Raw genomic sequence first — 21959 nt, 5'->3', positions numbered from 1 at the left:
GGTCAGGGCCGCAGCAGCAGGCTGAAGGTTCTTTCCACCACGGGCCATTGCGGACCGGCCAACCAGGCGGTCAGCATGCCCGCCACGGGCAGCAGCACCTGCCGCCAGATGGGGGTGAAGAATAGTACCAGGATCACCAGCATGAAACCGAAGGGCTCGACGCGGGCCAGCAGCGCGGCGGCCCGCTCCGGCAGCAGGCCGGCCAGCACCCGGCCGCCGTCCAGCGGCGGCAGCGGCAGCAGGTTGACCAGCGCCAGAATCAAATTAATGTAAAGGGCGAAAGCCACCATCAGGGTCAAGGGTTCCAGCACCGGCGCCAGCAGTCCGCCGGCCGGCAACGCCACGGCCCAAAGTCCCAGGCCGCGCAGCAGACCGGCGGCCAGCACGGCCAGCAGCAGATTGGTGGCCGGGCCGCTGAAAGCCACCCAGGCCATGTCCCGGCGCGGATGCCGCAGGTTGCCGACGCTGACCGGCACCGGCCTGGCCCAGCCGAAACCGACCAGCAACAACATCAGCAAACCGATGGGATCGATATGCTTGAGGGGATTCAAGGTCAATCTCCCCAGCAACCGGGCAGTGGGATCGCCGAAACGGTCGGCCGTCCAGCCGTGGGCCACCTCGTGCAGGACCACGGCCAGCAATCCCGGCACCAGCATGATCGAAAGCTTGAGCAGAGTTTGTTCCATCGCATCTCCAGGAGCCCCCTCCGGGTCTCTCTCCCACCTTGTAACAGAGGGGTGGCGGGAATGTCAAAACCTACCTGGCTGTCACGCCTTAGCCGCGGAAGGCAGAAAACGCTTGCGCACCAACGCCACTTCATCCTCGCGGGTCACCACCCGGCCCTCCAGGCGGGCATGCAGCAAAGCCCGGAAAATCTCCTTATAAACGGGGCCGGGCCGAACCCCGAGGTCCTGCAGGTCCCGGCCGCCGAGCAGGCAGGCGGTATCCCGCAACCGGGTGATGAAGTGGCTGATCAGGCGCCGGCAGGCCTCATTGTCGGTAATGGCCATGGCATAGAGCAGCAATTCGATGGGCAGGTCGTGAAACCATTCGTAGAGTTGCACCGCTCCCGGCGGTCGATTTTTCGCCTGGCGCCATTCCAGGCCCTGCAGGTGGTCCTGAACCGCCCGGCGTTGTTCCAGGAGCAGGGTCCGATAGCGGTCCGGCACCACCAACCGGTCTACAACCACCGAGACCTCCTCCGGCGTCATCTCCCCCAGCAGACATAGCAGCAGCACCTGCCCGCGCTGGCAGCCCTCTCCGGTATACAGCAACTCGTACCAGTCCACGGCCCGTTTGCCCGCTTCGAGCAATTCCCGGGTTTCGGCACTCAACGCCAGCCCGGGGTGAATGGCCTTGAGCAATCCCAGTTCATCGAGACGCCGTACCGCCGGCAGGGGATCGTTCTCCCTGAAAATCAGCATCAGCTCGTTGAAGATGCGCGGCCCGCTGATCTTTTCCAGAAACCCCATGCGCACCGCGCTGCGCAGCAGATGTTCCGAATGGCCGCCGATCTGAAAACCCAGCCGCTGCTCGAAGCGCACGGCCCGAAACATGCGGGTCGGATCCTCGACAAAGCTGAGGTTGTGCAGCACCCGGATGGCCCGTTCCTGCAGATCGCGCAGGCCGCCGAAATAATCCAGCAGTTCGCCGAAGTGCTTCCCGTTGAGAGCCACGGCCAAGGTGTTGATGGTGAAGTCCCGCCGATACAGATCCAGCTTGATGCTGGCATGTTCCACCATGGGCAGGGCCCCGGGCTGCAAATAGTACTCGGTACGGGCCGAGGCCACGTCGATCTTCAGGCCGTCGGGAAAGATCATCACGGCGGTGCCGAACTTCCGGTGGGCTCGAACCCGGCATTCGGAGCTGGCTGCATATCTCTCGGCAAAAGCGATGCCGTCCCCTTCGACCACCAGATCGAGGTCCAGATTTTCCTGGCGCAGGAGCAGATCGCGCACGAAACCGCCGACCAGAAAAATATGGACCTGCAATTCATCGGCGATCGCCCCGAGCCGCCCCAGAATCTGCTGTAATTCCAACGGCAACTGGTTCTTCAGCAGGTGCAGCACGTCGCGCTTGCGCAGCGCCAGGCCGTTGCCGGACATTTCGGCGCGCCGGGCCGCGGCACCGTACACCATGTAGCGCAGCAGGTCGGTGCGGGTCAGGGCGCCGACCAGCCGCCCGTCTTCCAGCACCGGAACAAACCGCTGATGCCGTTCAACGATGAGATCCTGTACTTCGGCCAGAGAGGTCTGGGGTCTCACGGCGGCAAAGTCGGTGCTCATGTATTCTTCCACCAACATGCCGCTCAGACGGTGGTGGGCGGCCTTTTCCGCCACCTGACGGGTGATGACGCCCACCACCCGGTCGCCATCCATAACCGGCACGGCGTTGATGTTGTAGCGGGTCAGAATGGCCCGAACCTCCTCGATGGTCGCCGACCGCGGCACGGTCTTGACCGGCGAGAACATCAGGTGCCGGGCTTCCCAGTGCGGGTTGACCAGCCGCCGCAGCACCACCGGCAACTCGTCCAGCACCTGAACCAGGGTCATCCTGCGTACCGAGGCCGAGGCGGCAAAGCCGTGACCGCCGCCGCCGAACTCGCCCAGGATCTCGCCGACATGAACTTCCGGCAAACGGGAACGGCCCACCATGAAAATGCGGTCGGCCATGCGCACCGCCACGATCAGGGCATCCAATCCTTCCATGTCTTTGATCTTATGCGCCAGAATCGCCAGATCGCCGACGAAATAGTCGATGGAGGCGTGGGCGATATGGACATCGATGCCGTTGACATTCAGGGCCGTCAGGGACTTGAGCAGTTCATGCAGCAGACCCACCTGATCGGAGGTGAGCTCCTGGACCAGAAAATCCGCCACCGTATTGAGGTTTCCCCCCTGTTCGACCAGAAAGGCCGCCGCCTCGAAGTCGTGCACCGTGGTCGAACCGGAAAGGAGCTTGCCCGTATCCTCGTAAAGACCCAGCAGCATCATGGTCGCTTCGTCGGGGGTCGGCACGATGTTCCGTTCCCGGAACAGTTGGACGAACAGGGTCACCGTGGCGCCCACCGGGCGCACCACCTCGACGGTCCCGTGCAGGGCGCCGGGCTTGTTGGGATGGTGATCGAAAATGTGCAGTTCGACGTCGGGACGCAAGGCCACCTCGCCGAAGGGTCCGATGCGATCCGCCTGACAGACATCGACCAGGATCAGCCGGCGAATCGCTTCCAGATCGATTTCACGCAGACGCTTGAACTCGTAGGCGTAGAAAGCGCTCTGCAGAAAAAATTCCCGCAGGCTGCGCTCCTGAGCGCCCGGAAACACCATGACGGCATCGGGATACAACCGGCGCGCCGCGATCATCGCCCCAAGGCAGTCGAAATCGGCATTGATGTGAGTGGTGATGACGTCCATGTTCAATCCAGGCTGAAGGCTGAAGGCTGAAGGCTGAGAATAAGGCTGAAGGCCGAAGACTGAAGTCCGAAGTAAAATCTTTTCCTGCGAAAATCCTACGCAGGGCTGAATAAAGTATAATCGAACCTCAGGTTTGTTTTGTACCTTTGCTTCAGCCTTCGGACTTCAGCCTTCAGCCTTTAGCCTTCAGTCTTCAAACTGCCTATCACCTGGTTGATATCGGTAACGCCCTGCTCCCGGCAGTATTTTTCCAGACCGGCGATGATGGCCGGCATGGCGCCGGGGTCGACGAAATTGGCGGTTCCGACCTGAACGGCGCGGGCTCCGGCAATGAGAAACTCCAGGGCATCCTCGGCCCGCATGATGCCGCCGACGCCGATGACCGGCACCTTTACGGTCCGCACCACCTGGTAAACCATGCGCACTGCCAGGGGCCGGATGGCCGGTCCGGACAGACCGCCGGTGAGATTGGCCAGGCGGGGCCGTCGGGTGCGGATGTCCACCGCCATGCCGGTCAGGGTGTTGATGCAACTGATGGCATCGGCCCCGGCTTCTTCCACCGCACGCGCCATGACCGTAATGTCGGTGACGTTGGGAGTCAGCTTGACGATCAGCGGTTGCCGAAGGTGCCTGCGGACCAGGGCCACCACCTCGGCGGCGGCGCCGGGATCGGTGCCGAATACGATGCCGCCGGCCTTGACGTTGGGGCAGGAGATATTCAACTCGGCGGCGGCCACCTCCGGCAGGTCCGCCAGGCGCCGCGCCATTTCGCCATATTCGTCCAGGGTGTTGCCGAAGAAGTTGACAATCACCGGGGTATGAAACTGGCGCAGAAAGGGCATCTTGTCCCGCATGAAGGCATCGATGCCGACATTCTGCAAACCGATGGCATTGAGCATGCCGCTGGTCGTTTCGGCGATGCGCGGCGTGGGATTGCCGGCCTTGGGGCGCAGGGACAGGCCCTTGGTGATAATGGCACCAAGCTCATCAAGGTTGAAAAATGGCGCGTATTCCTCGCCGTAACCGAACGTACCGGACGCCGGCATGACCGGGTTCTTCAGGTGCAATCCGGCAATCTCCACCGCCAGAGAAGGGCCCGCCGCACGGGTTTGCTGTGCCCTATTCATGGTTCCTCCTCGTTGCAACCACAGACATCCCGGGGTTCTTCCAACTTGTGCCAAAGCAGTTGCCCGGCCCGAAATACCGGACCCTCCTTGCAGGTACAGAGATATTGGGGATTCTGTTCCGTGTGCTCGGCTCCGGCAACGACACAGCCGAGACAGGCGCCGACCCCGCAGGCCATGTAAGCTTCCAGGGATACCTGCAGGGGCACGTCGCGCGCTGCGCAGATCCCGTGTACCGCACGCAGCATGGCCGTCGGACCGCAGGCATAAACCGCCGCCTGTGGCAGGCGCTCCAGTTGCCGCACCAAAACTTCGGTCACCAGGCCGGCCTCGCCCAGGGAGCCGTCGTCCGTGGAGACATAGGTTTCGACGCCGAGGCGTTCGAATTCCGTCACCGCCAGAATGTCGTCCCGGCAGCGCCCCCCCATGAGCAGACGCACCCGGCCTCTTTTGACCAGTTGGGCGGCCAGCATGAACAGGGGCACCAGGCCGATGCCGCCGCCGACCAGGATCTGCTCCGGGGCGTCCAACAGTTCAAACCCTTTGCCAAGGGGCCCGAGGATTTCGACCCCGTCGCCCTGATGCAGGTCTTTCATCAAGGTCGTGCCGCTGCCGACCACCTTGTAGAGAATTTCGACATATTCCTTGGGTGGCAGGCCTTGGCAATCGGCCGGCAGCCAGCCGGTGCGGAAGATGCCGAAGGGCCGCCGCAACAGAGGCTCCATGCCGTCGAGCACCCGCAGCATGAGGAATTGACCGGGCCGGGCCGACGTGACGAAACCCGGCGCCAGGATACGCATGCGGAAATAACCGGGCGCGACTTCCTGGTTGGACAAAATCGTGGTCTTCAGATTGGTCATCAGCAAATCCTGTTCCATCAAGATATGGTCCGGCCCCCTTCAACTGCCGGAATCGGCCGTTCGCCCGAGGCGGGACAGGCACCCTGCCATGACCAGGGCATCCTCGCCGTCGGCATAATAGCCGGCCCGTCGCGAAATGACTTGAAAGCCGAACCCTTCATAAAGGCGGATGGCGCCGTGGTTGCCGACCCGAACTTCCAGGAAGGCCCGGTGCCCGCCGCCTTGTCGGGCGCGTTCCAGTACATGGCGAAGCAGACGGGTCGCCACCTGCTGCCGCCGGCAAGCGGGATGGGTGGTCACATTGAGAATATGCAATTCGTCGCAGATCAGCCAGGAGCAGAGATAACCGCCCATCCCCTCGCCCAACAGCAACACGTCGATGGCGGCCAGGGGATTGGCCAGTTCCTCTTCAAATTGCCGGCGCGACCAGGGAGCCGGATGGCAGGCCACCTCCAGAGCGGTGACCTGCTCCAGATCGGCATCCACCATGGGACGGATGTGCACCGGTGCTGCCATGGGGTGTCCTCAAAAACAAACTGCCCGGGATAAAAAAACCGCGGTGTTGCCGCCGCGGCTGCCGCAGCGTCCGCGTTGGACGCTGAGCGCATCATAATGCACCCGCCGGATACTGTAAAGATCCAATACCGGACCCCGGAAAAACCGGGACTTTGCCGTTGACAACCGACTGAAGGTTGATTTAATAATGTGCGGCATACTTTCAGCTGAACAAGGAGTACCTACCGTTGAGTGACCCAACCAAGATGACCTATAAAAATGCCGGCGTGGATATCGATGCCGGCAACCGTTTCGTACAGATGATAAAACCTTTGGTCAAGGCGACCCACCGGCCTGAGGTGATTACCGAGATCGGCGGTTTCGGCGGCCTCTTCTCCCTGCACGCCGAAAAATATCAGAAGCCGACCCTGGTTGCGTCCACCGACGGCGTCGGCACCAAGCTGAAGATTGCCTTCATGATGGACAAGCACGATACGGTGGGCATCGACCTGGTCGCCATGTGCGTCAACGACATCATTGTGCAGGGCGCCGAGCCCCTGTTTTTTCTCGACTATCTGGCCACCGGCAAGCTGTCCCCGGAAAAGGCCCAGCATATCGTCAAGGGCATCGCCGAAGGCTGTATTCAGGCGGGCTGCGCCCTCATCGGCGGCGAAACGGCTGAAATGCCCGGATTCTACAGCGAAGGGGAATACGACCTGGCGGGCTTCACCGTCGGCATCGTGGACAACAACGCCATCATCGACGGCTCCAGCATCACCGTCGGCGATCGGCTTATCGGGCTGACTTCCAGCGGGTTGCATTCCAACGGCTACTCCCTGGCCCGCAAGGTCTTTTTCGATCACATGAACCTGACCGTCGACAGTCAACTCGAGGAACTCAACCGACCCCTCGGCGAAGAACTGCTGACCCCGACCCGCATTTACGTCAAAACCATTCTCAACCTGCTGCGGGATTTCCAGATCAAGGGCATGGCACATATTACCGGCGGCGGTCTGCTGGAAAACGTGCCCCGCATGCTGCCCAACAACTGCCAGGCGGTCATCGAAAAAAACAGTTGGCCGAAGCCGGCGATTTTCGAACTGCTGCGCCAGGCGGGCCAGATTGATGAAACGGAAATGTTCCGTACCCTCAATTACGGCATCGGCATGGTGCTGGCGGTCCCCGAAGCGGAAACCGAGGAGATCCTGGTCCGCCTGTCGGGCCTGAAGGAAACCGCTTTCGTCATTGGCGAAATCACCCGTTCGGCCCAGGACGGCGAACCGACGGTCATGCTGGTCTGAGGCGCCACCCGGCTCGACCTGCGGACAATGCCAAACGGCCAATCGAACAGCAAGAATGAAAAAGACCAGCAATGGTCTTTTTTCATATATGGATGATGGTATTGAGGGGGCAATGTTGAACAAGAAATTACGCCTGGGAGTCCTGGCCTCCGGCGGCGGCACCAACCTGCAAGCAATCATCGACACCTGCCGCCAAGGCGTCATCAACGCCGAAATCGGTTTGGTGCTGAGCAACAAGTCGGACGCCGGTGCCTTGGAACGCGGTCGCAAAGCGGGACTGCCGACGCTGTGCCTGGATCATCGCCAATATACCGACCGGGAGGGCTTCGACCGCGCTGCGGTAGCCGCCCTGCGGGACGCCGGCGTGCAATTGGTGGCCTTGGCGGGTTTCATGCGCATCCTGACCCCGGTGTTCCTCAACGCTTTCCCGCAGCGCATCCTGAACATCCATCCCGCCCTGCTGCCGGCCTTTCCCGGGGTCCACGCCCAACGGCAGGCATTCCAGTATGGTGTGAAACTGGCCGGCTGCACGGTACATTTCGTCGATAACGGCGTGGATACCGGTCCCATCGTCATCCAGGCCGCCGTGCCGGTGCTGGACGATGATACGGAGGAAACCCTGGCCGCACGCATCCTGGCCCAGGAGCATCGCATCTATCCGCGGGCCATCCAACTTTTCGCCGAGGGACGGCTGCACATCGAGGGCCGCAAGGTGCGCATCGTGCCGCCCCTGTCCCCGCGGGAGCAGGCCCTGCTCAATCCGCCCCCGGCTTCTGAGGACGCAGTCTGAATGACGGGCAATGCCATGCCGGAACCAATCCTGGTAAGCGCCTGCCTGCTTGGCCTGTCGACCCGCTATGACGGGCAAAGCAAACGCAACGACAAGGTTTTGGAATACCTGCGCCGCGAGAACCTGCAGCCCATACCCATCTGCCCCGAGCAGTTGGCCGGCCTGCCGACCCCTCGTCCCAAGAGTTTTTTCGCCAGCGGCGGCGGCAGCGACGTGCTGGACGGCAACGGCCTGCTGGTGCAGGAAAACGGCACGGACGTTGGTGAAGCCTTCATCCGCGGAGCCGCCGAATCCCTTAAGCTTGCGCAACTCGCCGGCTGTCGGCGGGCTCTGTTCAAGGACGGCAGCCCCTCTTGCGGTGTACACCGCATCTATCTGGGAGCCGAGCAGGTGGCGGGCCAAGGCGTAACCACCGCCCTGCTGCTGCGGCATGGCCTGCAGTTCATCTCAGAAGGGGATCTGTTGTAACGGTTCAGCACGGGGGCGCGGGGCTCCCAGGCCCTTATGCTGTGAGGAAAAAGGGGTTGTCAACATCAACCGGTCATGGTATATATAGCCGCTCTAAATTTCCAGGAGGTTTACACAATGTCCCGAGTATGCGATGTTTGCGGAAAACGCCCGACGACTGGCAACAATGTCAGCCATGCCCATAATAAGACCCGCAAGGTCTGGTACCCGAACCTGCAGAAAGTCCGCGCCCTCTTCAAAGGCAAGGTACAGTCCGTCAAGGTTTGCACCCGCTGTCTGCGGGCCGGGGCCGTTACCAAGGCCGTCTGATTCGACTGCGCACAGAAGGTCCAAAGGGGAACCGAACGGTTCCCCTTTTTTTTTTCGCGCCAGACCCTCTGGGGGCTAACCGCAAAACGCGATGGCGTCGATTTCCATCCGGGCGCTTTTCGGTAGCGCGGCAACCTGCACCGCGGCCCGGGCCGGCAATGCTCCGCCGAAAAATTCAGCGTAGATTTCGTTGACCAGAGCAAAGTCCTGCATATCGGCGAGATAGACCGTGGTCTTCACGACAGCCCCCCAGTCCAGTCCCGCCGCGGTCAAAATCGCGCCCAAATTGGTCAGGGCCTGCCGGGATTGTTCGGCGACGTCCGCCCCCGCCATCAGGCCGGTCTCGGGCACAATTCCAAGTTGGCCGGATATGAACAAAAATCCGCCGGCACGTACCGCCTGGCTGTAAGGTCCGATGGCCGCCGGAGCCGCAGCGGTGGCAATATGTTCGATGGACATGGTTCCTCCTTGGCGGTGAATGCCGTCAGTGACGCAGTCGCTCGACCCGCTGCACGCCCTTCACCTTGAGCAGGGCGTTGATGACCCGGTTCAGATGCTGCACGTCCTCGACGCTGACGGCGAAGACGATAACCCCCTTCTGGTCCGGAGAGGTCTGCACGTTGGCACTGACGATGTTGGCTTCGCAGGCGCTGACGGCGTTGGTGACGGCGGCCAGCACCCCCTTCTGATCGACGCTGTGGATGCGGATGTGGGCAGTATGGGGCACCTTCTTCTTCAGATCCCATTCCACCTCCACCCGGCGCGCCGGATCGCTCTGCAGCACACTGGGACAGTCGGCGGCATGCACGGTGATGCCCCGGCCGCGGGTGATGAAACCGGTAACCGGATCCCCCGGCAGGGGGCTGCAGCACTTGGCAAAGCGCACCATGATATCGTCGATACCCTGCAGGCGGATGGCGCTGGCCGGCTTCTTGACGGCCGGTCCGGCGCCCGGCTCGAGTCGCGCGGCGCGGGATTCCGCCTCAGGTTTGAGCAGCTCCGGCGGCACCACCCGGCTGACCAGTTGGCCGGGCGGCAGCTTGCCGTAACCCACCGCCGCCAGCAGTTCGCTGGAGGCCTGGTACCCCAAATCCTGCATGGCCTGCGCCAGTTCCCGGGAGGCCAGAGCCTTCTTCAGGCTCATGCCATATTTGCGCAGCCGCTTTTCCAGCAGTTCCTTGCCCAGCTCAATGCTCTTTTCGCGCTGTTCGGTCTTGATCCACTGACGGATCTTGCTGGCCGCCCGGGAGGTCGCGACGAACTTCAGCCAATCCTTGCTGGGACGCTGGCCGGCCGAGGTCACCACTTCCACCACGTCGCCGTTTTTCAGAGGCGTGCGCAGGGGCACCAGCTTGCCGTTGATGCGCGCCCCGACGCAGCGATGCCCCACTTCGGTATGCACACTGTAGGCAAAGTCGATGGGGGTGGCGCCGCGTGGGAAAGCCTTGACCTCCCCTTTCGGGGTAAACACGTAGACCTCTTCGGAAAACAGGTCGATCTTGACGGCACCCACCAGTTCATGCGAGTCGGTCATGTCCTGATGGGTTTCCAGGACTTGCCGCAGCCAGCCGAATTGATCCTCATCCGTGGTCGCTTCGTCGGCGGTGCGGCCCTCCTTATACTTCCAGTGGGCGGCAATCCCTTCCTCGGCCACCCGATGCATCTCTTCGGTGCGGATCTGGACTTCCATGCGCTCACCTAGGGGACCAATCACCGTGGTATGCAGGGATTGGTACATGTTCGGCTTGGGCATGGCGATATAGTCTTTGAAGCGGCCGGCAATGGGCTTCCAGGAAGCATGGATGATGCCCAGTACGGCATAACATTCCGGAACCGTCCTGACGATGATGCGGAACGCCACCCGGTCGTAGACCTGTTCGAACTCGATGCCCTGCCGTTCCATCTTGCGATAAATGGAATACAGGTGCTTGGGTCGCCCGGAGACCTCGCCCTGCAGCCCGTTGGCCTCCAGCTTGGTGCGCAGCTGCTTTTTGACCTCCTCCACGTAACCGGCACGATCCTGCTGGGTCTGATCCAGCTTCTGCCGCAAGTCTTTATAGACCTGGGGCAGAACATGCTTCAGGGCCAGGTCCTCCAACTCGCATTTAATCCAGCTGATACCCAGGCGGTTGGCCAGGGGCGCATAGATGTCGAGGGTTTCCTGGGCGATGCGGCACTGTTCGGCTTCGCTGCGGCGCTCCAGGGTGCGCATTTCGTGGAGGCGTTCCGCCAGCTTGACCAGAATGACCCGGATATCCCGGGCCATGGCCAGCAGCATCTTGCGAAAGTTCTCGGCCTGCTGTTCCTCGCTGGTGGTAAATGTGAGGCGCCCCAGCTTGGTGACGCCCTCCACCAGCTCACCGACGCTGTCCCCGAAAAATTCGCGGATTTCCCGGACCTCGGCCAGGCCTTCCTGCAGAATATCGTGCAGCATGCCGGTAACAATGGTGGCCACGTCAAGCTTGAGACGGGCCAGGATAAAGCCGATTTCCAGGGAATGGTTGAGGTAGGGCTCGCCGCCGGGACGCAATTGGCCACGGTGGACCTTGCCGCTGAACACGACCGCCTTGTGCAGCAGACTGCTGTCGGCCTCGGGCGCGTAACTGCGGACTTGTTCCAGGATGTCGTCTAAGCGGACCATGTCGAACTCTCCGGTTTGGCAACCGTTGACCGCCGTGGGCGGCGGTTGCCATCCCGATGACGCCGTTGCAGGCAGCGCCGGGGCCATCGCGGATGGGCAATGGGAGCGGTCACCAGCCGGATTTCTGGAGAAAAGGTTCAGCCTTTACGGGTGGGAATTTCAAAATCGACCTTGCCGGCCGCGACTTCGCGGAGTGCCAGGACGATCCGCTTGTTGTTGGATTTGTTTTCGATGAGGGACTGCGCGCCCTTGTACAGCTGCTTGGTACGTTTCGCCGCCACCATGACCAGCAGGAAGCGGTTGGGAACCTGTTTGAGACAATCTTCGACGGTAATGCGAGCCATGTGTTTGTCCTTTGGGGGGTAAGGCTGAAGGCTGAAGTCCGAAGGCTGAAGAAAAATATTCCTCGAGCCTGCTTGTTTCAGTCAGCAGTCCGATTATTGGGGTTACAGGATCTCTCCCGGCTTGCCGGGACAAGAAACAATCTTCATACGCGTTGTTTGCCTACCTGGGATCGGGTTCGGCGAAGCGCTTTTGAGCTGCGGCCAGGCGCCGCGTTACGCGGCAGCTTTCGGCCACGAAAACCGCTTTCAATTCCTCGCGGGCCCGTTCCAGGTCGTCATTGACCACCAGGTAATCATACCATGCCATCTCCCGGAGTTCCTGCCGGGCATTCAGCAGGCGGCGGGCGATGACTTCATGGCTATCGGTATCGCGGCCCCTCAGGCGGCGTTCCAACTCCTCGAAACTGGGCGGAACGATGAAAATGAAAACACCGCCGGGCCAGTTCTGCTTGAGTTGGGCCGCCCCCTGGCAATCGATGTCCAGCAGCACGTCGGTGCCGGTGCGGCGGCAATCTTCCAGGGTCGCCAGAGCGGTGCCGTAACGGTTGCCGTGCACTTCCGCCCACTCGGCAAAGGCGCCTTGGGCCACCATGGCGGCAAAGGTCTCCGCGGAGACGAAATGATAATCGATGCCATCCTGCTCCCCGGCTCTTCGAGGCCGGGTGGTAAAGGAGATAGACTGCCGCAGGCCTGGAAAAATGTCAACGACTTCCTTGCAAAGGGTGGTTTTTCCCGCACCGGACGGCGCGGAAATGACGAACAGGATGCCTTCCCGTTCGAGGGGCCGCTGCGGCCATTTGGGTTGTTCCATGGGGAATTCCTTTAATTCAGGCTGAAGGCTAATAAGCAGGCTGAAGTCTGAAGACTGAAGACTGAAGTCTGAAGACTGAAGAAAGCGCCAGAATTGGTGCCACTAAAAGGTTTTTGCACTGAGCAACCATGGCAAGAATAGTCTCGAGCTTGTGCCTTTACTTCAGACTTCAGGCTTTGTCCTTCAGCCTGCTTACCAGCCTTCAGCCTTCGGACTTCAGTCTTTAGGCCGCCTCATTCTATATTCTGCACCTGCTCGCGCACCTTTTCCAATTCGGCCTTGATGGCGACCACCGTCCGGGTGAGTTCCAGATCATTGGACTTGGAACCCATGGTGTTGGCTTCCCGATTCATCTCCTGGACCAGGAAATCCATTTGGCGGCCGATGGGTTCCTCCGCCTCGAACAGGCCCCGGAACTGCTCCAGATGGCTCTGGAAGCGGGTCAATTCTTCGCTGATGTCGCAGCGATCGGCGAAAATGGCGATTTCCTGGGCCACCCGCTGGACATCGAATTCGAAACCGTTCTGCAGGCGGCTGAGGCGTTCCTGGAGACGCCCCTGCCATTCGGCGGGAATCAGCGGCGCACGCTGTCGGGCACCTTCGAGGAGCGCGTCCAGAGCGATGAACCGTTCTTCCAGATCCCTCTGCGTGGCCGCCCCTTCGGCCATGCGCATGCGCTCCATGGCATCCAGGGCCTGATCCAGGGCCGCATCGAGGCTGGCCAACAACGCCGCTTCGTCCGGTTCGCCCTCGCTAAGGGTGAGCACATCCTTCTGCCCGGCCAACAGCGCCGGCGTGACCCCCCCCTCCAGGCCGAATTGGGACTGCAGCGCCCGAAACTGCTCCAGATAGGCGGCAGCCAATTCGCGGTTCAGCACCGGCATCCGCGCCGATCCGGAAGCCAATTCCAGATTGATGTACAGGTCGATCTTGCCGCGCTTCAACCGCTCGCCGATCCGCCGGCGGATCTCCGTTTCCTGCGCCAGCAGGCAGCGCGGCGTTTTCACGCCGATATCGCCATAGCGATGATTGACCGATTTGATCTCGATGGTCAGGGTCACATCGTCAACCCGGGCTTGGCCTTTGCCATAGCCGGTCATGCTTTTAATCATGGTTTATGCCTTTCGGGGGTATTCAGGCTGAAGGCTGAAGGCTGAAGGCTGAAGGCTGAAGCAAAATCATTGGCCGAAAGCATCCGTCCAGCAATCCGGTTTCAGTCACCTTTCATTACAGTAAATCGCGATCATGCCTTACCTTCAGACTTCAGTCTTCAGTCTTCAGTTTGCTTTTCAATCTTTCAGGCTTCAGTCTGCTTTTCAAGCCTTCAGTCTTCAGCCTGCTTTTCAAGCCTTCAGTCTTCAGTCTTCAGCCTGATTCTAGAATAAACTCCACCGCCTCGACCAGGCTGGGGAAGCGGGGCACGTTCAGAAACTCCGGATTGGCGGCCGTTTCCCGGCCGTAGCCGGTCAGCACCAGCAACGGGGTGCATCCGGCCCGCTGTCCCGCCGTCAGATCGGCGGCCTTGTCCCCCACCATGAAGGAACGAGACAGATCGATGCAATGCTCGGCCGCCCCTTGCAGGAGCAGGCCGGGCTCGCCTTTGCGACAGGAACACTCATTTTGCAATGGGTCTTGGCCGACTGTGGGGTGATGGGGGCAGACATAATAGCCGTCGATGTGCGCGCCGGCTGCGTTGAGCCCGGCTGCCATGTGCCGATGCAGTGCGTCGACATCCGCCATGGTGAAAAATCCGCGTGCCACGCCGGACTGATTGGTCACCACCAGCACCAGGAAGCCGGCCTCGTTGAGACGCCGGATGGCGTCGGGCACCCCCGGAATGAAAGCGAAATCCTCGATGCGGTGCAGGTAGTCGCGCTCGACGTTGATGGTGCCGTCCCGATCGAGGAACACCGCCCGGCGGAGCCCCTCAGCCCTTTTCATAGCGGTCCAGGATGCGCTCGATGATGTTTGTGGTGGAACGCCCGTCCACCAGGGGCACCAACTCGACGCGCCCGCCGTAGCTTTCCACCAGATCGCGACCGACCACCGTATCCGGGGTGTAATCGGCGCCCTTGGCGAGAATGTCGGGCCTGAGCAGACCGAGGAGTTCGAGGGGCGTATCCTCGTCAAAGACCACCAGGTAATCGATGCAACTCAGGGCGGCCAGAATATGGGCCCGCTCATGCTCGCTGATCAGCGGCCGGTTGGGACCTTTCAGACGCCGGATGGAGGCATCGGAATTGAGCCCCAGCACCAGCATATCCCCCAGGCGTCGGGCCTGCTGCAGATATTTGACATGCCCGACGTGCAGCAAATCGAAACAGCCGTTGGTGAAGACGATGGTCTTGCCGCGCCGGCGTTCCACCTCCAGCAGGTGTTTCAGTTCTTCGCGCCCCTTGATTTTGGCGTCCACCTCCTGGCCGCGCAGGGCGATGGCTTGGCGCAACTCCTCGACGGTCACCGTCGAAGTGCCGACCTTGCCGACCACGATGCCCGCCGCCAGATTGGCCAATCGGGCCGCGTCCTCGATGGCCAGGCCGGCGCCCAGACCGGCACCGATGAGGGACAGGACCGTATCGCCGGCGCCGGTCACGTCGAAGACCTCCCGCGCCTCCGTAGGCAGATGCACGTCGCCGCCGTCCCGGGAAAAAATGGAAATCCCCTCCTCGCTGCGCGTCACCATCAGGGTTTCCAACTCGACCTGCTCCATGAGGGTCCGCGCGGCCCGATGCAGGGATTCCTCATCGACGATGGATACCCCCGAAGCGGTTTCCGTTTCCTTGCGATTGGGTGTCAGCAGGGTCGCGCCGCGGTACTTGCGGTAATCCCGCCCCTTGGGATCGATGACCACCGGCAGGCCGCGCTCCTTGCCGATGGCGATGACCGCCTGCAGCAGACCTTCGGTGAGCACGCCCTTGAGATAGTCGGATACCAGGATGGCCTGAAACTCCCCGGCATGGCGCCGCACAAAGTCGGCCAACTGCTCTTCCTGCGCGGCGCTGATGGGCTCTCGGCTTTCCCGGTCGATGCGCAGCATCTGCTGGTGCGCCGCCAGAATGCGGGTCTTACGACTGGTGGTGCGCAGGGCATCGAACAGCAGACCGGCCGTCCCCACCCCCTTCTCCTCCAGACACTGCCGCAGCCAGAGGCCGTCCTGACCATCCCCCAGGACGCTGGCGACATGCACCTCGCAACCCAGGGTCACCAGGTTGTTGATGACGTTGCCGGCCCCGCCGAGGCGGATATCCTCGCGCACCACGTCCACCACCTGTACCGGGGCCTCGGGAGAAATGCGCTCGGTGCGCCCCCAGACATATTCATCCAGCATCAGGTCGCCGATTACCAGCACCCGAAGTTCCGGCAGGCGGTCGAGAAAATTTTCCATCTGTATCTGATCCATGGACATCTTCACTTTCAAAAGCTAAAATCAATCGGCTTAATAAGAAGCCGTCTTTTTAGGTTGGTGATTTTTGGCTCGCGCCGAAACCAACAAGAATCGCTGCGCCACTGCGCATACCATATCCGCCAAAGATATGCAATATCTTACCAAGGCGACCGCAATGACAGGACCAATTTGAAGAAGCAATTCGGAGATCCTGCTGCCATCCTATCCGTGCCTTGGGGAGCAAGGCGGCCATTATGGTATTGCCTGGCTCGGCTATCTGGACAAAAGGCCTGACAGTTGACCCAAAAAGTCTGCAACTCGCAAAAGGGTATAGTAATGGTTCAAGCATGGCCCTCGGCCTCTTCGATCCTGATCCTTCACCCGGAAGAACATCTCGGCAATTTGCTCATCTCAATTCCCGCGATCCGGGCATTACAGGAACTTTTTCCAGAGAGCCGCCACTACCTGGCCGTCGACGCTCCCTATCGATCCATTGCAGAAACGGTCGTTCCTCCCGACCAAGTAATCACCTATCCGCGCAAAGACCTCATCAACGCCCGGTTGGATCGAAAACTGCTGCTGTTCGCACAATTCATCCGGAATATCAGGGCTACCAAACCGGAATGGGTGGTCGATTTGAAAAATGGCCGTGTTTCCGGGGTCATGACCATGCTCTCCGGTGCAAGAACCCGAATCGGGAGCGAAGCCGCCAAGCGGCCCTTCGCCTACAATTGGAAAACTCCCGCTTCCCGACAGCGTCATCAATTGCATGCCTACTTTAGCGTGGTATCGGACATCGCGAAAAAATTGGGAATGGCTGTTTCGCCTCGAATCGTGCCTTTAGCTTGTCCGCCGCGCTCAACTCAAGAGGCACACCAATTCTGGACCGACAAGGGACTGAACGGCAGGCCGGTGGTGTGCATCCATCCCGGTGGCAGCAAGGAGTACAAAATCTGGTCTTCAAGGGGCTTCGCCGAAGTTGCGGACTGGGTGATTGCCAACGGCTACCAGGCGGTGCTGTTGGGCACTAAAAAAGAACGCAAGAAAGTTGACGAAATCCGCTCCTGCATGAAATTGCAAGCCCTCGATCTCACAGAACAGCTTTCGCTCCAGGAGCTGGTGGAACTATTTCAGCGAGCGACACTATTCGTCGGAAACGATAGCGGCCCCATGCATCTCGCGGCCATTACAGGCATTCCGGTTCTGGCCCTTTATGGGCCGACGGATGTGACCATATGGGGGCCTCTGTCAGAAAAGGCGGTGGTTTTGCGGGGTAAAGACCGGTGTTCGGATTGCGCCAAAGGGTTTTGTGTCCGCAACCTTGAGTGCATGGACCTTATCACCCCGGATATGGTCATCAAGAAAATGCACGATATGCTCGCCTGACACATATCTGGTCCGCCACGACATTGGCACCATCCATTTAATGAAACAAGAACCCTGAAACGGGAATTTACAGGTTTTAAATGTCACTAGAAAAAACACCCATCGACATCTGCATTGGCACGTGTCAAAGACCGGAAATGCTCAAAGAGCTTCTTCAATCTCTGGAAAATCAAGTTTCCATTGAAAATTTTATAATTCGCATAATAATTGTCGATAACGACACCGACAAAAGCGCGTACCCCATAGTGGAGGCCCACCAAAGATTGTCGTCTTTTCAGATTGATTATGACATGGAGCCGGAAAAGGGCATTTCATTTGTCCGCAACAGGGCTATCCGGAAGGTCAGCGCGAACTATTTTGCCTTCATTGACGACGACGAGACAGTGGCTGAAAATTGGCTGGCAACAATGTATAAGGCAATGATAGAACACCAGGCGGACGTGGTTTTCGGTCCTGTTGTCAGTCTTTTGCCTGACAATGCGCCAACTTGGGCTAGAACCAATCCTTGCTTTAAAACGAAGAGGTTCGGCACAGGAACATTGCTCAAAACCGGGGCCACAAACAATGTGATGATTCGCACGCGAGCTTTAGATGAACCTCGGGAAGAATTCGATCCGACATTTGCTTTGACAGGGGGCAGCGATACCGAATTTTTTTACCGCCTATATTGTTCCGGCAAAAAACTCATCGCATGCGATGAGGCCATAGTCTATGAAAAAATCCCACAAAACCGCCTTACAGAAAAATGGATTCTCCTACGGTCCTTTCGCAAGGGACAAGGCTATAGTCGAATTTTCGTCCGAAAATATTCAGTAGCGCGGAAATTATTTTGGGGATTTTCAAAGTCAATTCAAATATTTTGGTGCCTGGCATCCATGCTTTTTGTCAGAGCTTGGTCAATTGATGCATACTTTCTATTAAAATATAAAATATATTCCAAATTTGGACAACTAACTGGGATATTTGGAAAACATTTCCTTTATAAAGAATATGACCTTAACAAAAATAAGCGACTTTCTAGAAAAAAAGGCGTACCAAGGAAAAGTTGAAAATGAAAAAAAGAAGATAATCAATATTATATCTATTTTTACCGGAATTCTTAATGTCCGTATCTAGCCAGAAGGTCATGCCAAGCGTTGTAGACTTCGGAATTTTCCATCCCATGTTCCCTCAAAAGTTGTAAATTAGCTATTGCATAGTTAACAAAGGAAATTTGACCAGCATCGGACAATTCCAACCTACTTATCATCCGGGCATTTAACGGCTTGGGAAAACGTATGGCTTTACCGAGACACCCCAACGCATAAAGAGTAGTCATGGTCCTCAAGCATTTTTCACATTCGCAACAATTATAGGCTTCACCCGGATTTATATAGCAAACCCGCAGATTTTCCAGGAAAAAAGGATAAGAGACACTATATTCAATTTTTTCGTTTCTGTGTTTTTGCACTCCATCATGGATGATCTCTATTGTCCTATCCCCCAACAGATTATCCAATTCCGGATGTGAGCCCCACGGCCTTAATTGATCTATGGAAGTACTGCTGGCAATAAAAATTTTTTGAAAACTACCGGAAAGGGATCTGGCAACCGTGCCCAACGCAAGGCCATGCGCATGAAAACCCCAATGTCCCCACCCTTTAAGAATATCACGGGCATTGGTTTCAATTTCAACAAACCTTTTTCCCCATTCGGCGGCCACTTTTGAACCCATTTCGCGAATTTGCTGACGCAGTTCCACCGAACTCAATGGGACATCAAAGCCATGCACAAAAATCAAATCGGTGATTTCATCTTTGTGCTTAAAAAAGGTATAAAAGGAATCGACCCCGCCGCTAAAAAACGCCCCTACTCGCCGTGATTTTTCGAAAGAGTTTTTTTCAAATTGACCAGGGGGGTTATTGACATGGATTTTAATGGGTCGATAAGAAGAATGCCAAGTGCAGAATATATCCATATAACGGATTAAATTAACAATCAAACCATTAGAGATGGTTTCCCTGATAAAAATGTTCCTTTTCCTCTTCATTGCCTGAAGCAATACTATCAATAATGGTACATCAGGGCTATTTTGAAAACGCACATGATTTGATTTCAAATATAATTTTTCTTTTAGTCCATCCCTTTCAATTAAAAAAGAAACCGAATTTTCTGTGATTTTTCCAGATTCAATGAAAATTGGAGTTTTAAGCAACCTAATTTTAGCTAGGCGAATATTTTTAACGATCCTACCAAATAGAAAGGATTTTTTTTTCATAATATTCAATACGTATAATAAGTTGAATAGGAAAATAAAAAATAAGTATTAACCATGTGTCAACCCACTTTCAGAGCACTCTTCGCAGTCAATTTGTTTTTCACAGGAATCCTTCCAGCAATTGAACCCTGAATATTGTCCGCAAACTAGCCTTTCGAGATGAGAATTAACATTAGATTTTAATAAAACAAGTTCATTTTCAATCATGTCGGAAGCTAAAAACCAACAGGCCTCCCGATGAGATTCAAAAACAAAAAGTCGCCCATCCAGCGAAGGATCCTGCATTTTTTTGACATAACCAGCTTTTCCGCCCACAAAGACAACTCGATCCGCGACGTCCAAGGCCACCCTGGCCATCCGACGATACTTATTGGAATCCGAACCCGGCGTATCGGAAAATGAACCCAAAAAGATCGTTTTTCGTGGTGCGACGGCGTCCTTGAATAAAAGAAGTACCTGTTCCACGCTCCAAAAAGGCGCCTTGACCGTATCCTTAATAATCCAGCCCCCCTGCATACTGCGATGTATGGAAAGGCGCGCCGGAAATGACTCAACGCCCTGCAGAGAAATGGCACATTGCTCAAGAGAAACGCCGAGAGCCAGGCCTCCCGCAATCGCCGCCAAAAGTGAAATGACCAGTAGATCACCAAACAGACCCGTTTCGATTCGAACGATTTCTCCTTTATACCTTACAGAGAGAGAAAGACGGTTCGGCCATGCAGAATGAATTTCACTTCCCTGAACATCAGCGCCATCAGACAAACCATAGGTCAGCACCTTTGCCCTGGTGTTTCCCCTCATTCCCATCACATAAGGATCGTCCGCATTCAGCACAGCGACCCCAGACCTCGGCAAAGATTCAATCAAAATACCCTTTTCAGCCGCGGTACCTTCCAGCGTTCTAAAGCTTGTGTGATGATCTCTTCCAATTGTCGTAACGACACCAACATTTGGACGCAAATTAGAAACAATCTTTTTCATATCACCAGGATAGGCTATGCCGGACTCTTGAAGATAGAAACGATAGGGAGTGCGAATTTTACGAAGTTTATTCTTAATAGTCTTTGCACTGTTCTCTCTTATACCCACATAGCAAGGCGCCTGGTCACAGAGAATCTTTGATAAAAAAAAGGTCGTACTCGTCTTGCCACAACTACCTGTAACAGAAATAATATCCGCACCAAAAAGAAACCAAAAACGACGAAATGCGGTCCATAGACTCTTCCATAACTTAAGACAAAACCTGATGATTTTTTTCAGTCCCATCAAAAAAATCCCTTATTTGCCAATTAATTTTGAAAAACATACCAAAAACCGGATACACAAAAAAGGTTTAGAAAAATGCCGTGAACTTTAAAAATAAGTTCATAACTAAAAAAAAGGCACGACCTTAATGATATTTTTTGATAATTTTTTTCCAAAATAGCTACAATAAAAGAACCTTGGCAGAAGAAAAATACCTACTGCTAGAGAATCAAATATCAAGAAGTTCCTCAATGAAAAAACTAAAATTTTTTTAGCTAAATTTCTATAGAGTGATAAAAGTTCTTTTTCATTGTTTGCAACATTCACCTTAATCATATTACTTCTTAACGACTTTAGGATATACTGCCGTTCCAGGCCCGATAATTGCTCCGTTCCTGCACCCATCAAGTGTTCGATAATCTTGAAAAATGAATAAATTTTTTTATAATTATTCGAACTTTGCATTATCGAATGTGCATTTATATAATGTATATATGTAACCTTTCCAGTAAAACAGATACGGGTAAGATTTCTTGATACATAAAACATCCAAAGTTCATCTTCATGCACGATATTTTCATAAAAATATAGATTGTTATTCAGAATAAATCTCTTACAAATCAATTTGTTCCATGAATTTACTGGAATTTTTGGGTTTGAAAAACAATGTTTTTCTATCCATTTTAAATCATCTACATATTCAGGAAATTGTTTAAGCCTTATATTCCGCCAATCATTGCTTTGCAACGGAACCGTTTTGGTATTTCCCTGTACAATTTCAACACCGGGATATTTAAGCGCCAATTCGACTAAATCATGGATGCAATTTACGGAAATTTCATCATCGCTATCTAGGTAAAAAATATAATCTCCGGATGCGGCTAACGTCCCTGTATTTCGCGCAACCGACAACCCCATATTCTTTTCATGTTTTATCAACTTTAATTCTATGGGACCACAATAATCTGCAATTAAATTTTTCAGAATTGAGTAACAATTATCCGGAGACCCATCATCGATAAAAATGCACTCCAATTTTGTATATGTTTGCACTAATATCGATGCAAAACAGCGCCTTATATACGGTTCAACCCTATAAACAGGAACAACAACGGAAACTTTCATGCTTT

The 21959-nt window shown here is 56.3% G+C and carries 21 protein-coding genes; 6 read left to right on the top strand and 15 right to left on the bottom strand.

Annotation, left to right across the window (positions count from 1 at the left end):
* Window positions 1–2: 2 nt before the first annotated feature.
* The 5 genes from JQN68_RS01565 to rimI form a co-directional block, all read right to left on the bottom strand.
* Window positions 3–686: a site-2 protease family protein gene (locus JQN68_RS01565; RefSeq protein WP_225072322.1), complete on the bottom strand. Its 684-nt coding sequence runs from the start codon at window positions 684–686 to the stop codon at window positions 3–5.
* 81 nt (window positions 687–767) lie between these two features.
* A complete protein-coding gene (locus tag JQN68_RS01560) occupies window positions 768–3413 on the bottom strand; it encodes a CBS domain-containing protein (RefSeq protein ID WP_225072321.1) in 2646 nt (881 codons plus the stop codon).
* A gap of 179 nt (window positions 3414–3592) precedes the next feature.
* The gene (locus JQN68_RS01555; RefSeq protein WP_225072320.1) at window positions 3593–4540 is read right to left on the bottom strand and encodes a dihydroorotate dehydrogenase; all 948 of its coding nucleotides are present in this window, start codon (window positions 4538–4540) and stop codon (window positions 3593–3595) included.
* Window positions 4537–5397, bottom strand: a complete 861-nt coding sequence (locus JQN68_RS01550; RefSeq protein ID WP_225072319.1) for a dihydroorotate dehydrogenase electron transfer subunit — start codon at window positions 5395–5397, stop codon at window positions 4537–4539. Before JQN68_RS01550 ends, JQN68_RS01555 begins: the two co-directional genes overlap by 4 nt.
* Before the next feature lie 39 nt (window positions 5398–5436).
* Window positions 5437–5913, bottom strand: coding sequence for a ribosomal protein S18-alanine N-acetyltransferase (rimI, locus tag JQN68_RS01545; protein ID WP_249620974.1), 477 nt, complete (start codon window positions 5911–5913; stop codon window positions 5437–5439).
* A 245-nt stretch (window positions 5914–6158) separates the two neighbouring features.
* On the opposite strand from rimI, the gene purM reads away from it, so the two are divergent.
* From purM to rpmB, 4 genes are all read left to right on the top strand, one after another.
* Window positions 6159–7193, top strand: coding sequence for a phosphoribosylformylglycinamidine cyclo-ligase (gene purM, locus JQN68_RS01540; protein ID WP_225072342.1), 1035 nt, complete (start codon window positions 6159–6161; stop codon window positions 7191–7193).
* Window positions 7194–7305: 112 nt separating this feature from the next.
* Window positions 7306–7983 carry a phosphoribosylglycinamide formyltransferase gene (purN, locus tag JQN68_RS01535; RefSeq protein ID WP_283775329.1) on the top strand — a complete coding sequence of 226 codons (678 nt, stop codon included), beginning with the start codon at window positions 7306–7308 and terminating at the stop codon, window positions 7981–7983.
* Window positions 7984–7998: 15 nt separating this feature from the next.
* Window positions 7999–8451: a 2-thiouracil desulfurase family protein gene (locus tag JQN68_RS01530; protein WP_249620973.1), complete on the top strand. Its 453-nt coding sequence runs from the start codon at window positions 7999–8001 to the stop codon at window positions 8449–8451.
* Between the two features lie 117 nt (window positions 8452–8568).
* Complete coding sequence (gene rpmB / locus JQN68_RS01525) at window positions 8569–8760, top strand: 50S ribosomal protein L28 (protein ID WP_225072316.1); 192 nt, start codon at window positions 8569–8571, stop codon at window positions 8758–8760.
* A 75-nt stretch (window positions 8761–8835) separates the two neighbouring features.
* Here rpmB and JQN68_RS01520 read toward each other — a convergent pair whose 3' ends face one another.
* From JQN68_RS01520 to rfaE1, 7 genes are all read right to left on the bottom strand, one after another.
* Window positions 8836–9219: a RidA family protein gene (locus JQN68_RS01520; RefSeq protein ID WP_225072315.1), complete on the bottom strand. Its 384-nt coding sequence runs from the start codon at window positions 9217–9219 to the stop codon at window positions 8836–8838.
* Between the two features lie 25 nt (window positions 9220–9244).
* Entirely contained in the window at window positions 9245–11401 is a 2157-nt protein-coding gene (locus JQN68_RS01515) for a RelA/SpoT family protein (RefSeq protein WP_225072314.1), read from the bottom strand.
* A gap of 137 nt (window positions 11402–11538) precedes the next feature.
* A complete protein-coding gene (gene rpoZ / locus JQN68_RS01510; protein ID WP_225072313.1) occupies window positions 11539–11745 on the bottom strand; it encodes a DNA-directed RNA polymerase subunit omega in 207 nt (68 codons plus the stop codon).
* A gap of 160 nt (window positions 11746–11905) precedes the next feature.
* Complete coding sequence (gmk, locus tag JQN68_RS01505; protein ID WP_225072312.1) at window positions 11906–12556, bottom strand: guanylate kinase; 651 nt, start codon at window positions 12554–12556, stop codon at window positions 11906–11908.
* 233 nt (window positions 12557–12789) lie between these two features.
* Window positions 12790–13668, bottom strand: coding sequence for a YicC/YloC family endoribonuclease (locus JQN68_RS01500; RefSeq protein ID WP_225072311.1), 879 nt, complete (start codon window positions 13666–13668; stop codon window positions 12790–12792).
* 253 nt (window positions 13669–13921) lie between these two features.
* A complete protein-coding gene (gmhB, locus tag JQN68_RS01495; RefSeq protein WP_225072310.1) occupies window positions 13922–14497 on the bottom strand; it encodes a D-glycero-beta-D-manno-heptose 1,7-bisphosphate 7-phosphatase in 576 nt (191 codons plus the stop codon).
* A complete protein-coding gene (gene rfaE1, locus JQN68_RS01490) occupies window positions 14484–15956 on the bottom strand; it encodes a D-glycero-beta-D-manno-heptose-7-phosphate kinase (protein WP_225072309.1) in 1473 nt (490 codons plus the stop codon). The genes gmhB and rfaE1 overlap by 14 nt, the downstream gene beginning before the upstream one ends.
* 321 nt (window positions 15957–16277) lie before the next feature.
* Here rfaE1 and JQN68_RS01485 point away from each other — a divergent pair, with 321 nt between their 5' ends.
* Together JQN68_RS01485 and JQN68_RS01480 are read left to right on the top strand one after the other, a co-directional pair.
* Window positions 16278–17327 (top strand): glycosyltransferase family 9 protein, encoded by a 1050-nt coding sequence (locus JQN68_RS01485; protein WP_225072308.1) that lies wholly within the window; start codon window positions 16278–16280, stop codon window positions 17325–17327.
* Window positions 17328–17407: 80 nt separating this feature from the next.
* A complete protein-coding gene (locus tag JQN68_RS01480) occupies window positions 17408–18376 on the top strand; it encodes a glycosyltransferase family 2 protein (protein ID WP_225072307.1) in 969 nt (322 codons plus the stop codon).
* 50 nt (window positions 18377–18426) lie between these two features.
* Here the strand turns inward: JQN68_RS01480 and JQN68_RS01475 are convergent, their stop codons facing one another.
* The 3 genes from JQN68_RS01475 to JQN68_RS01465 form a co-directional block, all read right to left on the bottom strand.
* On the bottom strand, window positions 18427–19584 hold the full coding sequence (locus JQN68_RS01475; RefSeq protein ID WP_225072306.1) for a hypothetical protein: 1158 nt from the start codon (window positions 19582–19584) through the stop codon (window positions 18427–18429).
* A 48-nt stretch (window positions 19585–19632) separates the two neighbouring features.
* Window positions 19633–20850: a Mur ligase family protein gene (locus JQN68_RS01470; RefSeq protein ID WP_225072305.1), complete on the bottom strand. Its 1218-nt coding sequence runs from the start codon at window positions 20848–20850 to the stop codon at window positions 19633–19635.
* 105 nt (window positions 20851–20955) lie between these two features.
* Window positions 20956–21954, bottom strand: a complete 999-nt coding sequence (locus JQN68_RS01465; protein WP_225072304.1) for a glycosyltransferase family 2 protein — start codon at window positions 21952–21954, stop codon at window positions 20956–20958.
* Window positions 21955–21959: the final 5 nt, after the last annotated feature.

It is taken from the genome of Desulfuromonas sp. CSMB_57 (genome assembly GCF_020194955.2).
Taxonomy (GTDB): Bacteria; Desulfobacterota; Desulfuromonadia; order Desulfuromonadales; family Syntrophotaleaceae; genus JAFCIY02.
Note: the sequence above shows the minus strand (reverse complement) of the source record. Positions and strands in the feature narration are given on the sequence as shown.